The 13,858-nt window shown below is 67.8% G+C and carries 12 protein-coding genes; all 12 read left to right on the forward strand.

The window, feature by feature from the left end; translation table 11 throughout:
- The first annotated feature begins 3 nt into the window (after positions 1–3).
- The 12 genes from rsmH to ftsA are packed head-to-tail and all read left to right on the forward strand — an operon-like array spanning position 4 to position 13,856.
- Positions 4–972 (forward strand): 16S rRNA (cytosine(1402)-N(4))-methyltransferase RsmH, encoded by a 969-nt coding sequence (gene rsmH, locus ACVOLJ_RS10150; RefSeq protein WP_481564069.1) that lies wholly within the window; start codon positions 4–6, stop codon positions 970–972.
- Positions 969–1,232, forward strand: a complete 264-nt coding sequence (ftsL, locus tag ACVOLJ_RS10155; protein ID WP_475279238.1) for a cell division protein FtsL — start codon at positions 969–971, stop codon at positions 1,230–1,232. Before rsmH ends, ftsL begins: the two co-directional genes overlap by 4 nt.
- Positions 1,229–3,073 carry a peptidoglycan D,D-transpeptidase FtsI family protein gene (locus ACVOLJ_RS10160; RefSeq protein ID WP_475279237.1) on the forward strand — a complete coding sequence of 615 codons (1,845 nt, stop codon included), beginning with the start codon at positions 1,229–1,231 and terminating at the stop codon, positions 3,071–3,073. The genes ftsL and ACVOLJ_RS10160 overlap by 4 nt, the downstream gene beginning before the upstream one ends.
- Positions 3,070–4,566 carry a UDP-N-acetylmuramoyl-L-alanyl-D-glutamate--2,6-diaminopimelate ligase gene (locus ACVOLJ_RS10165; protein ID WP_475279236.1) on the forward strand — a complete coding sequence of 499 codons (1,497 nt, stop codon included), beginning with the start codon at positions 3,070–3,072 and terminating at the stop codon, positions 4,564–4,566. Before ACVOLJ_RS10160 ends, ACVOLJ_RS10165 begins: the two co-directional genes overlap by 4 nt.
- Positions 4,563–5,957 carry a UDP-N-acetylmuramoyl-tripeptide--D-alanyl-D-alanine ligase gene (locus ACVOLJ_RS10170; protein WP_481564070.1) on the forward strand — a complete coding sequence of 465 codons (1,395 nt, stop codon included), beginning with the start codon at positions 4,563–4,565 and terminating at the stop codon, positions 5,955–5,957. The genes ACVOLJ_RS10165 and ACVOLJ_RS10170 overlap by 4 nt, the downstream gene beginning before the upstream one ends.
- The gene (mraY, locus tag ACVOLJ_RS10175) at positions 5,947–7,032 is read left to right on the forward strand and encodes a phospho-N-acetylmuramoyl-pentapeptide-transferase (protein ID WP_475279234.1); all 1,086 of its coding nucleotides are present in this window, start codon (positions 5,947–5,949) and stop codon (positions 7,030–7,032) included. The genes ACVOLJ_RS10170 and mraY overlap by 11 nt, the downstream gene beginning before the upstream one ends.
- Before the next feature lie 2 nt (positions 7,033–7,034).
- Positions 7,035–8,357, forward strand: a complete 1,323-nt coding sequence (ftsW, locus tag ACVOLJ_RS10180; protein WP_475279233.1) for a putative lipid II flippase FtsW — start codon at positions 7,035–7,037, stop codon at positions 8,355–8,357.
- A complete protein-coding gene (gene murG, locus ACVOLJ_RS10185) occupies positions 8,354–9,442 on the forward strand; it encodes an undecaprenyldiphospho-muramoylpentapeptide beta-N-acetylglucosaminyltransferase (RefSeq protein WP_481564071.1) in 1,089 nt (362 codons plus the stop codon). The genes ftsW and murG overlap by 4 nt, the downstream gene beginning before the upstream one ends.
- A gap of 40 nt (positions 9,443–9,482) precedes the next feature.
- Positions 9,483–10,919, forward strand: a complete 1,437-nt coding sequence (gene murC, locus ACVOLJ_RS10190; protein ID WP_481564072.1) for a UDP-N-acetylmuramate--L-alanine ligase — start codon at positions 9,483–9,485, stop codon at positions 10,917–10,919.
- Positions 10,916–11,878: a D-alanine--D-alanine ligase gene (locus tag ACVOLJ_RS10195; RefSeq protein WP_481564073.1), complete on the forward strand. Its 963-nt coding sequence runs from the start codon at positions 10,916–10,918 to the stop codon at positions 11,876–11,878. Before murC ends, ACVOLJ_RS10195 begins: the two co-directional genes overlap by 4 nt.
- Entirely contained in the window at positions 11,875–12,624 is a 750-nt protein-coding gene (locus ACVOLJ_RS10200) for a cell division protein FtsQ/DivIB (protein ID WP_475279229.1), read from the forward strand. Before ACVOLJ_RS10195 ends, ACVOLJ_RS10200 begins: the two co-directional genes overlap by 4 nt.
- Complete coding sequence (gene ftsA / locus ACVOLJ_RS10205; RefSeq protein WP_025876580.1) at positions 12,621–13,856, forward strand: cell division protein FtsA; 1,236 nt, start codon at positions 12,621–12,623, stop codon at positions 13,854–13,856. Before ACVOLJ_RS10200 ends, ftsA begins: the two co-directional genes overlap by 4 nt.
- Positions 13,857–13,858: the final 2 nt, after the last annotated feature.

Consider the following 13,858-nt stretch of genomic DNA (forward strand, 5'->3'; position numbering starts at 1 on the left):
CGGATGCGCCCAGAAGCGCAGACCGGTCACCTTCCGGTGTCGCAGTCGCCGGCGGTGCATCTGCCGGTCCTGTACACCCAGGTCCTGGAAGGCCTGAGGGTGATCGAAAACGGACGTTATCTGGATGGCACGTTCGGTCGTGGCGGTCATGCACGTGGCGTGCTCACCCAGTTGGGGCCGGAGGGGCGCCTGCTGGTCATGGACAAGGATCCGGAAGCCATCGCCGTTGCCGAGCGCGATTTCGCGCCGGACCCGCGCGTGTCGATTTTCCGTGGCAGCTTCGCCCAGCTGCTGCAGTGGAACGAGACCGCCGAAGGCCTGGATGGTGTGCTGTTCGACCTTGGTGTGTCTTCGCCGCAGCTGGATGTGGCCGAGCGTGGCTTCAGCTTCGGCAAGGACGGCCCGCTGGACATGCGCATGGACCCGGACACCGGCGAGAGCGCCGCGCAGTGGCTCAACCGCGTGGAAGAGCGTGATCTGATGGATGTGCTGTGGACCTACGGCGAAGAACGCCAGGGCCGCCGCATCGCCAAGGCCATCGTGGCCCGCCGCGACAAGCAGCCGTTCTCCCGTACCGCCGAACTGGCCGAGCTGATCGCCTCGGTGATGCCGCGTGGGAAAGACAAGATCCACCCGGCCACGCGCAGCTTCCAGGCCATCCGCATCCACATCAACCGTGAGCTGGCCGATCTTGAAGCCGGCCTCGACGCAGCGGTGGAACGGCTCAAGCCCGGTGGCCGCCTGGCGGTGATCAGCTTCCATTCGCTGGAAGACCGCATCGTCAAGCAGTACATGAACCGCCTGGCCAAGGCGCCGCCGGCCAACCGCCGGCTGCCCGAGGCAGAAGTGTTCGTGCCGACCCTGGACCTGATCGGCGGGGCCACCAAGGCCACCGACGAAGAGCTGGCCGCCAACCCGCGCGCCCGCAGCGCCGTGCTGCGCGTTGCCCAGAAGCGGGGGGCCGAGGCATGAGCCGGCTGCTGCTGATCATCCTGCTGGCCTGCACCGTGGCCTCGGCGATCGGCGTCGTGTTCGTGCGTCACCGTCACCGGCAGACCTTCATCGAGCTGTCGCGCGCAGAGCGCAAGCGCGATGACATCAACCTGGAATTCGGCCGTCTGCAGCTGGAGCAGGCGACCCTGGCCGAGGCCAACCGTGTCGACAGCATCGCCCGTGACAAGCTCGGCATGAAGTTCCCTGAAGCCGCCGACGTCGTGGTGGTGCGCCCATGAGCAAGACCGGTCGCAACCGCCCGCGCAACGCCTTCAACCTGCGCCAGCGCCTGCGCTGGGTCGCGCTGGCACTCGGCCTGTGCTCGGTGTCGCTGGTCGGCCGTGCGGCCTACGTGCAGATCATCAACAGCGATTTCTACCAGCGCCAGGGCGAAGCCCGCTACCTGCGCGAGCTGCCGATCAAGACCTCGCGCGGCATGATCACCGACCGCAACGGCGAGCCGCTGGCCGTATCCACGCCGGTGGCTTCGATCTGGGTGAACCCGCAGGACCTGCTGCGCTCGCCCGAGCGCATCCCCGAGCTGGCACAGGCGGTGGGCATGTCGGTGGACGAGCTGAGCAGCCGCCTGTCGCAGAAGTCGGACAAGGAATTCATGTACCTGCGTCGCCGGATCAATCCGGACGAGGCCGAGCGCGTGGTCGCGCTGAAGATTCCGGGCGTGGCCGCACAGCGCGAGTTCCGTCGCTTCTACCCGCAGGGTGAGGCGATGGCGCACATACTGGGCTTCACCAATATCGACGACCGCGGCCAGGAGGGTCTTGAGCTGGCCTTCGACGAATGGCTGCGCGGCAAGGCCGGTGCCAAGCGGGTGATCCGCAACCGCAAGGGCGAAACCGTCGAGAGCGATCTGCTGCGCGCGGCCGAGCCGGGCAAGGACCTGACCCTCAGCATCGACCGCCGCATCCAGTACCTGGCTTTCAAGGAACTGCGCAGCGCACTGGTGGCCAACAAGGCCGCCGGTGGCTCGATGGTGATCATGGACGTGGCCACCGGCGAAATCCTGGCCATGGTCAACCTGCCGACCTACAACCCGAATTCGCTCAACGGTGCCGTGCCCGATACGCGCCGCAACCGCGCGGTAACCGATCTGGTTGAACCGGGTTCGACGATGAAGCCGCTGACCATCGCCACGGCGCTGCAGTCCGGCGCGGTGACCAAGGACACCGTCATCGATACCAACCCGGGCTACATGCAGGTGGCGCGCTTCACCATCCGCGATGTGCCGCGCAACAACGGTGTGCTGAATGTCACCGGCGTGATCACCCGCAGCTCCAACATCGGCGCGGCCAAGATCGCCGCGAAGATGACCGACCAGACCTTCTATGACGGCGTGCGCCGCTTCGGCTATGGCTCGGTGCCGCACAGCGGCTTCCCCGGCGAGTCCGGCGGCGTGGTGCGTCGCCCGGCCAACTGGGATGGCGCGACCAAGACCACGATGTCCTATGGGTATGGCCTGAATGTCACGCCGCTGCAGATCGCAACCGCCTATTCGGCACTGGCCAATGGCGGCAAGCTGATTGCCCCGACGTTCGTGAAGGGCCAGCGCAACGAAGGCAAGCAGATCATCGATGAGGCCGTCGCCAAGCAGGTGGTGGCGATGATGGAGACGGTGGTCACCCAGGGCGGCGCCAAGCAGGCGGCCGTGCTCGGTTACCACGTCGCCGGCAAGACCGGCACCGCACGCAAGACCGGCCCCGGCGGTTACGAGCGGGGCCACTACAACGCGCTGTTCGCCGGCGTGGTGCCGGCCACCAATCCGCGTTTTGCCACCGCCATCGTCATCAACGATCCGCAGGGCGGCAAGTTCTACGGCGGCCTGGTGTCGGCGCCGGTCTATCACAACGTGATGGAAGGCACCCTGCGCCTGATGGACGTGCCGCTGGATGACCTGCAGTCGTGGCTGGCCGCGCAGCAGTCCGGGAAGATGGGGCATTCGGCCTCGATCCTGCCGGCACCGCCGGTGGAAGCTGCGTTGCCGGTCGACGCGGCCGCTGAATTCGATGCCGCGCTGCCCACCGCGCAAACCCACGTGCCGCCCCCGACGGGAGGCACGCAATGAGTCCTTCGATGTTGCTTTCGCAGTTGCTTCCGGACGTGGCCCTGGCGGGCCGCGCCGCAACCGGGCATGACCCCGTGCTGACCGGCCTGGTGCTGGACAGCCGTGCCGTGCGCCCCGGCAACGCCTTCGTGGCCATCGCCGGCTTCGGCGCGCACGGCCTGGGCTTTGTCGAGCAGGCACGCGCCGCCGGCGCCAGTGCCATCCTGTTCGAGGCGCCGGCGCCGGACGAGCTGCCCGCACCGGCCGACGCCATTGCAGTGCCGGACCTGCGCGCACGGCTGGGCGCGATGGCCGACCAGTTCCACGGTGCGCCTTCGCGGGCCATGACCATGGTGGGCGTGACCGGCACCAACGGTAAAACCTCCACCGTGCAACTGCTGGCCCAGGCCTGGCACCTGCTCGGTACGCCCAGTGGCAGTATCGGCACGTTGGGCGCCGGACTTTATGGTGCGGTTGAACCGACCGGCTTCACCACCCCGCTGGTGCTGCAGATGCATGCGCTGCTGGCGCAGCTGCGCGACGACGGCGCGCGCGCGGTGGCGATGGAAGTCAGCTCGCACGCCCTGGACCAGGGCCGCGTCGATGCCGTGCATTACGACGTGGCGGTGTTCACCAACCTCACCCGCGATCATCTGGACTACCACGGCGACATGGCCAGCTACGGCGCGGCCAAGGCGCGGTTGTTCCACCGGCCGGGGCTGAAGGCGGCGGTGATCAACCTGGACGATGCCTTCGGTCGCCAGCTGTTCGCCGGCCTGCCGGCAGGCGTGCAGGCCATCGGGCTGAGCTCGCGCGGTGCCGAGGCTGCCAGCGTGCGTGCCGAAGCGCTGCAGCTGGATGGCCGTGGCATCGGTTTCGAACTGGTCATCGATGGCCAGCGCGCTGCCGTGCAGTCGCCGCTGCTGGGCCGCTTCAACGTCGACAACCTGCTGGCCGTGGCCGGCAGCCTGCATGCGCTGGGCCAGCCGCTGGCGCGCATCGCCGAAGTGCTGTCGGCGCTGCAGCCGATCCGCGGCCGCATGAACCGCCTGGGCGGCGAGAATGGCCTGCCGACGGTGGTGGTGGACTATGCGCATACCCCCGACGCGCTGGAGCAGGCGCTGGACAGCCTGCACGGCCACCTGCAGGGCACGCTGTTCTGCGTGTTCGGTTGCGGTGGCGAACGTGATACCGGCAAGCGTCCGCAGATGGCGGCCATTGCCGAGCGTCTGGCCAACCAGGTCATCGTCACCGACGACAACCCGCGTGGCGAAGATGGCGATGTGATCGTCGCTGACATCCTGGCCGGCTTCACCGATGCCTCCACCGTGACCGTGCAGCGCAGCCGCGCGCGCGCGATCGGCCTGGCCGTGAAGCGTGCCGGTGCGGGCGACATCATCCTGATCGCTGGCAAGGGACATGAGCCCTACCAGGAGGTCAACGGCGTGCGCCATGACTTCGATGACACCGAAGTGGCCGCCGCGGCGCTGTCGGCCAAGGAGGGTCTGCTGTGAAACGCACCCTGCTTTCACTGATTGCGCACTGGGCTGGTGGCGAGATCCACGGCGACGACGTGGCCATCGACGCGCTCAGCAACGACACCCGCAGCCTCGGCCCGGGCAGCCTGTATATCGCGCTGCGTGGCGAGCGTTTCGACGGCCATGACTTCGCCGCCGACGCACAGGCGCGCGGCGCCAGTGCGCTGCTGGTTGAACGGCTGCTGCCGCTGGACCTGCCGCAGGTGCTGGTGGCCGACACCGAACTGGCGCTGGCCCGGATCGCCACCGGCATGCAGCGCGACCGCGACGCCCAGGTGTTCGCGATCACCGGCAGCAACGGCAAGACCAGCGTGAAGAGCCTGCTGCTGGCGATCCTGCAGCAGGTCGCCCTGCATGCGCACAAAGTGGTCTATGCCAACCCGGGCAACCGCAACAACGAGATCGGCCTGCCGCTGGCGGTGATCGATGCACCGGAAGATGCCGACTACGCTGTCTACGAGATGGGCGCCGGCAAGCCGGGTGACATTGCCTACCTGACCGACATCGCGCGCCCGCGCTATGCACTGGTCAACAACATCGCACCGGCGCACCTGGAGCGCATGGGCAGCCTGCTCGGCGTGGCGGTCACCAAGGGCGCGATCTACGCGGCGCTGCCGGCCGATGGCGTGGCGGTGATCAACGCCGACGATGCCTACGGGCGCTGGTTCGAACAGCATTTCATCGGTACCCCGGCACGCTGCCGCCTGCTGCGTTATGGCCTGGAGCACAGCGCTGACGTCACCGCGCGTGACATCCGTGCCGGCGCGCAGGGCAGCCAGTTCACGCTGGTTACTCCAGTGGGCGAGGCCGGCGTGGTGCTGGGCCTGCCGGGCCGGCACAACATCAGCAATGCACTGGCTGCCGCCAGCCTGGCGCTGGCCGCAGGCATTGAACTGTCACTGGTGGCGGCCGGCCTGGCCGACGCGCAACCGGTGCCGGGCCGGCAGATCGCACACCAGCTGCGCAATGGCGCGGTGCTGGTGGACGACAGCTACAACGCCAACCCCGGCTCGTTGGCCGCTGCCATCGATGCGCTGGCCGCAGCGCCGGAAGAGGGTTGGCTGGTCCTGGGCGACATGCGCGAACTGGGCCCGGACGCACAGGCCCTGCATGCCCAGGCCGGCCTGCGCGCGCGCGCTGCTGGTCTCAAGCGCCTGTACGCGCTGGGCCCGCTCAGTGCCGCCGCCGCCACTGCCTTCGGCGAGGGCGGCCGCCATTTCGCCACCCATGACGCGCTGGCGCAGGCGTTGAAGGACGAGTTGCACGCCGGCGTGCGCTGCCTGGTCAAAGGTTCCCGTGGCAGCGCCATGGACACGATCGTGAAAGCGCTGCTGGCGCAAGGAGAGGAATCCCCGCATGTTGTATGAACTGGCTCGATGGTTGCAGCAGCTGGAGAGCCTGTTCGGGCTGTTCAACTACCAGACGTTCCGCGCCATCCTTGCCGCGTTGACGGCCCTGTTCCTGTCGCTGTGGCTCGGCCCGGCGGTGATCCGCAGGCTCGCCCAGTTCAAGGGCGGCCAGCCGATCCGGACCGATGGCCCGCAGACCCACTTCGTCAAGGCCGGCACGCCGACCATGGGCGGTTCACTGATCCTGCTCACCGTCACCCTGTCGGTGCTGATGTGGGCTGACCTGCGCAACCGCTACGTGTGGCTGGTGCTGGCGGTGATGCTGTGCTTCGGCGCCATCGGCTGGTACGACGACTGGATCAAGATCGTGCGCCGTGACCCGAACGGCCTGGCCTCGCGCTGGAAGTACCTGCTGCAGTCGATCTTCGGCCTGGCTGCGGGCATCTTCCTGCTGCAGACCGCCGATGTACCGGCGGCACTGACGTTCTACATCCCGATGTTCAAGTCGATCGCGCTGCCGCTGGCCGGCATCAGCTTCGTGGTCATCGCCTACTTCTGGATCGTCGGCTTCTCCAACGCGGTCAACCTGACCGACGGCCTGGACGGCCTGGCGATCATGCCCACCGTGCTGGTGGCCTGCGGCCTGGGCGTGTTCGCCTATGCCTCCGGCAACGCGGTGTTCGCCAACTACCTGCAGATTCCGCAGATTCCCGGTGCCGGTGAGCTGGTCATCATCTGCGCGGCAATCGCCGGTGCGGGCCTGGGCTTCCTCTGGTTCAACACCTACCCGGCCATGGTCTTCATGGGCGACATCGGCGCGCTGGCGCTGGGCGCGGTGCTGGGCACCATCGCGGTGATCACCCGCCAGGAACTGGTGCTGGTCATCATGGGCGGCGTGTTCGTCATCGAGACGCTGTCGGTGATGATCCAGGTCGCCTCGTTCAAGCTGACCGGCAAGCGCGTGTTCCGCATGGCGCCGATCCACCACCACTTTGAACTGAAGGGCTGGCCCGAGCCGCGCGTGATCGTGCGCTTCTGGATCATCTCGGTGGTGCTGGTGCTGATCGGCCTGGCCACGTTGAAGGTGCGCTGACGATGAACGACCTGTCGCGCCAGGCAACACGCCTTGAAGCCATCGGTGGCAGCTACGACAAGTGGCTGCTGGGCGCGATCATCGCGCTCACCGGGCTGGGCGTGGTGATGGTGGCGTCCAGCTCGATCGCGTTGATGAGCAGCCCGTTCTACTACCTCAACCGCCACCTGATCTTCCTGGCGGTGGGCATCGTGCTGGCGATCGTCGCCGCGCGTACCGAGCTGAAGACCATCGAGCAGTACAACCAGATGCTGCTGCTGGGCTGCTTCGCGCTGCTGGTGGTGGTGTTCGTTCCCGGCCTCGGCAGCAGCGTCAACGGCGCCCGCCGCTGGATCAATCTCGGCGTGTCCAAGTTCCAGACCGTCGAAGCGGTGAAGGTGCTCTACATCGTCTGGCTGTCCAGCTACCTGGTGCGCTTCCGCGACGAGGTCAATGCCACCTGGCCGGCGATGCTCAAGCCGCTGGGCGTGGCCGGTGCGCTGGTGGTGCTGCTGCTGCTGCAGCCCGACTTCGGTTCGTCCACCCTGCTGCTGGCCATCACCGCCGGCATGCTGGTGCTGGGCGGGGTGAACATGCCGCGCATGTCGATGCCGGTGATCATCGGGCTGGTGGGCATGAGCGCGCTGGCGATCATCGAGCCGTACCGCATGCGCCGCATCACCTCCTTCCTGGACCCGTGGGCCGACCAGCAGGGCGACGGCTACCAGCTGTCCAACGCGCTGATGGCGGTGGGCCGTGGCGAGTGGACCGGCGTGGGCCTGGGCAACTCGGTGCAGAAGCTGTACTACCTGCCCGAAGCGCACACCGACTTCATCTTCTCGGTCACCGCCGAGGAATTCGGCTTCATGGGCACCTGCGTGATCGTGGCCCTGTACGCGCTGCTGGTCGGTCGTACCTTCTGGCTGGGCATGCGCTGCGTGGAAATGAAGCGCCACTTCTCCGGCTACATCGCCTTCGGCATTGGCCTGTGGATCAGCATGCAGACCTTCGTTTCGATCGGCGTGAACCTGGGCATCCTGCCGACCAAGGGCCTGACCCTGCCGCTGATCTCGTCCGGTGGCTCGTCGGTACTGATGACCTGCGTGGCCATGGGCCTGCTGCTGCGGGTGTCCTATGAACTGAAGCGTGCCGAACGCCGCCAGGCCGTGCGCATGGGCGCCGCCGACGATATCGCCGCTCCAGCCGCCGCCGCGGATGCCGCGCCGGCATCGGCATCGAAGGCCGCACCGAGGGCCGCCGAACCGGCCGCAACCGAGGCGCCGGCGGTGCGTGGCACCAGCCGCCTGCAGTCGCGCGTCGAGCCGACCTTCGGGAGGCTGTCATGAGTGCGACCAATGCCAATGCACGGCCGGTGATGATCCTGGCCGGTGGTACCGGCGGGCATATCTTCCCGGGCCTGGCCGTGGCGCGCGTGCTGCGCGCACGCGGTGTGCCGGTGACCTGGATGGGGGCCGACGGCGCCATGGAAACCCGTCTGGTGCCGCAGAACGACATCGCCATCGACACCCTGGCCATCACCGGGCTGCGCGGCAAGGGCAAGCTCGCCCTGCTGGCCGCCCCGTGGCGGCTGATGCGCGCACTGCGCGCAGCCGGCCTGATCATCCGCGATCGCCAGCCGCGTGCGGTGATCGCCTTCGGTGGCTTCGCTTCCGGCCCCGGTGGCATGGCCGCGCGCCTGCATGGCCTGCCACTGATCGTGCACGAACAGAACCGTGCGCCAGGCCTGACCAACCGCATCCTGTCGCGCTATGCGCGCCGCCTGCTGACCGGCTTCCCGGGCACCTTCGCCAAGCGGGAAGAGTTCGTGGGCAACCCGGTGCGGGCCGAGATTGCCGCCATCGCGCCGCCCGAACAGCGGCTGGCCGGCCGCAGTGGTCCGCTGCGCCTGCTGGTGCTGGGCGGCAGCCAGGGCGCACGCGCGCTCAACAACGGCGTGCCCCAGGCATTGGCGTCCCTCGGCGCGCAGGTGCCGGTGGTGGTGCGTCACCAGAGTGGCGAAAAGCTGCATGCCGAAGCCGTCCAAGCGTATGCCAAGGCAGGCGTGGACGCCGAAATCACCCCCTTCATCGCCGACATGGCCGAGGCGTTTGCCTGGGCCGACCTGGTGGTGTGCCGCTCCGGCGCGTCGACCCTTGCCGAACTCTGTGCGGTGGGTGTCGGCAGTGTGCTGGTGCCCTTCGCTGCCGCTGTCGACGATCACCAGACCCGCAATGCGGAGTATCTGGTCGAGCGCGATGCGGCCGTTTTGCTGAAGCAGGACGGAACGCTGGCCGACGGCATTGCCGCACTGCTGCGCGAACTGTCCGAAAATCCCGCCCGTCGCATGCAGATGGCGCAAGCCGCGCGTGCCCTGGCCAAGGTCGATGCCGCCGAGCGCATCGCCGATATCATTCTTGAGGAAGCTGTATGAAGAAGGCACGCTCCAGCGCCTGCCCTGCGCGAGGCCGCGCATGATCCGCCGCCTGCATGACACCAACGACCTGGTGCGCGCGTTCCCGCGCGTGCATTTCGTTGGCATCGGCGGTACCGGCATGAGCGGCATTGCCGAGGTGATGCTGACGCTGGGTTACGAAGTATCCGGTTCGGACAACGCCGACAACGCCGCGACCCGTCGCCTGGCTGGCCTGGGCGCGCGCATCATGCGCGGCCACTCCGCGGCCAACGTGCTGGGCACCGACTGCGTGGTGGTCTCCAGCGCGATCCGCGAAGACAACCCGGAGTTGATGGAAGCACGCAGCCAGCGCATCCCGATCATGCCGCGCGCGGCGATGCTGGCCGAACTGATGCGCTTCCGCCGCGGCATTGCGGTGGCTGGCACCCATGGCAAGACCACCACCACCAGCCTGACCGCTGCGGTGCTGAGCGAAGGCGGGCTGGACCCGACCTTCGTGATCGGTGGCCAGCTGCTGGCGGCCGGTTCCAATGCCAAGCTGGGCAGTGGCCAGTGGCTGGTGGCAGAGGCCGACGAGAGCGATGGCAGCTTCCTGCGCCTGAATCCATTGATGTCGATCATCACCAATATTGATGCCGACCACCTGGAAAACTACGGCAACGACTTTGCCCGCGTGCAGGCAGCGTTCGCCGAGTTCCTGCAGCGCCTCCCGTTCTACGGCCTGGCGGTGCTGTGCATCGACGATCCGGAAGTGGCTGCGCTGGCCGCCAGGACCCCGCGCCACGTGATGAGCTACGGCATGAGCCCGCAGGCCGACGTGCGAGCGGAGAATGTGGTGCAGGAGGGCTCGCGCATGCGCTTCACCCTGCGCCTGCCGCAGGGCACCAGCCAGGAAGTGGTGCTGGCGCTGCCGGGCAAGCACAACGTACTCAATGCGCTGGCCGCCGCCGCAGTGGGCTGGCAGCTGGGTGTTGCCCCGGATGCGATCGCACGTGCGCTGGCCAGCTTCGCCGGTGTCGGCCGTCGCTTCAACGACCTGGGTGAAGTGACCACGGCCAATGGTGCAAAGGTGCGCATCATCGACGACTACGGTCACCACCCGAGCGAGCTGGAGGCCGTGTTCGCCGCCGCCCGGGGTGGCTGGGCCGACAAGCGTCTGGTGGTGGCATTCCAGCCGCACCGCTACAGCCGCACCCGCGACCAGTTCGACAAGTTCGCCGCGGTGCTTTCCAGCGTCGATGCGCTGGTGCTGAGCGAGGTCTATCCGGCCGGCGAAGAGCCGATTGCCGGCGCCGATTCGCATGCGCTGGCCCGCGCCATCCGTGCACGCGGCCGCAGCGAACCGGTGGTGGTGGGCAAGGCGTCCGAGCTGGCCACCGTGCTGCCGGATGTGCTGCAGGACGGTGACCTGCTGCTGATGATGGGGGCGGGCGACATCGGCGCCGTCGCCAGCCATATCGCCGTGGAAGGCTTCAAGGCGGAGGGCGAGGCGTGAGCACGCTGATCTTCCCGCCGCTGCGCAGCACCGACCCGGCCGTGTTCGGCCGCGTTGCGGTACTGCTGGGCGGCAGCTCCAGTGAACGCGAAGTGTCGCTGGATTCCGGCCGCAACGTGCTTGAAGCGCTGCAGGCGCGCGGCGTCGACGCGGTTGCCATCGACGGCATCCCGGCCTTGGCCAGGGCGCTGGCGGCCGGTGGCATCGACCGCGTGTTCAACATCCTGCACGGCCACAACGGTGGTGGTGAGGATGGCATCGTGCAGGGCCTGATGGACGCCTTCGGCGTGCCGTACACCGGCTCGAACGTGCTCGGCTCGGCACTGAGCATGGACAAGATCCGCACCAAGCAGGTGTGGCTTACCCTGGGCCTGCCGACCCCGCAGTACCGCAAGGTCACTGCCGAAGACGTGCATGCCAACGCAGCCGAGCTCGGCCTGCCGGTGGTGGTCAAGCCGGCCAACGAAGGGTCCAGCGTGGGTATCAGCCGGGTGACCGACGATGCCGGCCTGGATGAAGCGGTGGCCCTGGCCGCACGCTACGACGGCCAGCTGCTGATGGAACAGATGGTGGTGGGCGACGAACTGACCGTGGCCATCCTTGGCGATGTTGCGCTGCCGTCGATCCGCATCGTGCCCAAGGGCCAGTGGTACGACTACAACGCCAAGTACGTTGCCGAAGACACCCAGTACCTGTGCCCGGGCCTGGACGGTGATGCCGAAGTGGAGATCCGCCGCATCGCACTGGCCGCGTTCCGCGCCGCCGGTTGCCGTGGCTGGGGCCGGGTGGACGTGATGCGCGACCGCGACAGCGGCCGCTTCTACCTGCTGGAAGTGAACACCGCACCGGGCATGACCAGCCACTCGCTGGTGCCCAAGGCGGCCAGCCAGGCTGGCATCGGTTTCGAGGAACTGGTGTGGCGCGTGCTGGAACAGACCCTGGAGGCATCGCACGCATGAACGCGCTGCTGCGCATCTTCGTCTGGCTGTTGGCGCTGTCGGTGGTTGCACTGCCGGTGGTGGCCGTGGTCAATGGCTGGGTCGGCGCCGAGCGCTGGCCGCTGGCGAAGCTGCGCGTGCACGGTGAGTTCAAGCGGGTGCCCGCCGAGCAGCTGCAGCAGGTGCTGCTGCCGTACGCGCATGCAGGGTTCTTCGCAGTGAAGCTGCAGGATGCCCAGGACGCGCTGGAAAAACTGCCGTGGGTGGAAAGCGCGCAGGTGCGCAAGCAGTGGCCGGATGTGCTGGAAGTGACCCTGGTCGAGCACAAGCCGTTCGCGCGCTGGGGCGAAGATCGCCTGCTGTCCGAACAGGGCAAGCTGTTCCCCACGCCGAAGAAACTGGCTGATCTGCAGCTGCCCGAACTGGACGGCCCGGACAGCCAGACCGAGGAAGTGGTCAAGCTGTACAACGATTCGCGCGCACTGTTCGCGCCGGCCGGTGTTGATGTGCGCCGGCTGACCATGGATGCGCGCGGCAGCTGGTCGCTGCTGCTGAGCAATGGCACCGAAGTGGTGGTCGGCCGCGATGACGCCCGCTCGCGCCTGCAGCGTTTCGTGCGCGTGCTGCCGCAGCTGGCCAACCAGGCCGCGCCGATCGAGCGCGCCGACCTCCGTTACACCAATGGTTTCACGCTGAGCTGGGGTACTCCGCCCGCGCCGGCAGGCGCGCCGGCCAACGCGGCAAGAAGGACGCAGGAAAGAACATGAATCGCAAGGGTGACAAGTCGCTGATCGTTGGCCTGGATATCGGCACCTCCAAGGTGGTGGCGCTGGTGGGCGAGTATTCGCCGGGCAATCCGATCGAAGTGATCGGCATCGGTTCGCATGAATCGCGCGGTCTCAAGCGCGGCGTGGTGGTGGACATCGAATCGACGGTGCAGTCTATCCAGCGCGCGGTGGAAGAGGCCGAGCTGATGGCCGGCTGCGAGATCCGCTCTGTGTATGCCTCGATCTCCGGCAACCACGTGCAGTGCAAGAACTCGCCCGGCATCGTGCCGATCCGCGATGGCGAAGTGACCTGGGGCGACCTGGATCGCGTGCTCGATGCCGCCAAGGCGGTGGCGATCCCGGCCGACCAGAAGATCCTGCATGCGATTCCGCGCGAGTACGTGCTGGATGATTCGCAGGAAGGCATCCGCAACCCGGTCGGCATGACCGGCGTGCGCCTGGAAGTGCATGCCCACCTGGTGGTGTGCGCGCAGTCGGCTGCGGCCAACATCAGCAAGTGCGTGCAGCGCTGCGGCCTGCAGGTGGACGACCTGGTGCTGTCCTCGCTGGCCTCCAGCGTGGCGGTGCTGACCGCCGACGAGCGCGAGCTGGGTGTGGTGCTGGTCGACATGGGCGCCGGCACCACCGACATCGCGGTGTTCGTGCAGGGCGCGATCTGCCACACCGCCTCGCTGCCGATCGCCGGCGACCACGTCACCAACGACATCGCGCACATGCTGCGCACGCCGACCCCGGAAGCAGAGCAGATCAAGGTGCGCTACGCCTGCGCGCTGGCCCAGCTGGCGACCGCCGAGGAAAGCATCCAGGTGCCTTCAGTGGGTGATCGCCCGCCGCGCCGCATGCCGCGCCACGCACTCGCGCAGGCCGTGCAGGGGCGCTACGAGGAAATCTTTGAAATGGTGCAGGCCGAACTGCGCCGCTCCGGCTTCGAGGAACTGGTGCGCGCCGGCATGGTGCTGACCGGTGGCGCCTCGAAGATGGAAGGGGTGGTCGAACTGGCCGAGGAAATGCTGCAGATGCCGGTGCGTGTGGGTATCCCGCAGCACGTCACCGGCCTGGGCGAAGTGGTGGGCAACCCGGTGCACGCCACCGGCGTCGGCCTGCTGCTGATGGGCAGCCAGATCGAGCACCCGCGACGCCCGTCGCTGCCGACCGGTCGCGCCGGCAGCATGTTCAAGAAACTCAAGACCTGGTTCCGCGGCGAATTCTGACG

This window comes from Stenotrophomonas sp. STEN046, assembly GCF_056759755.1.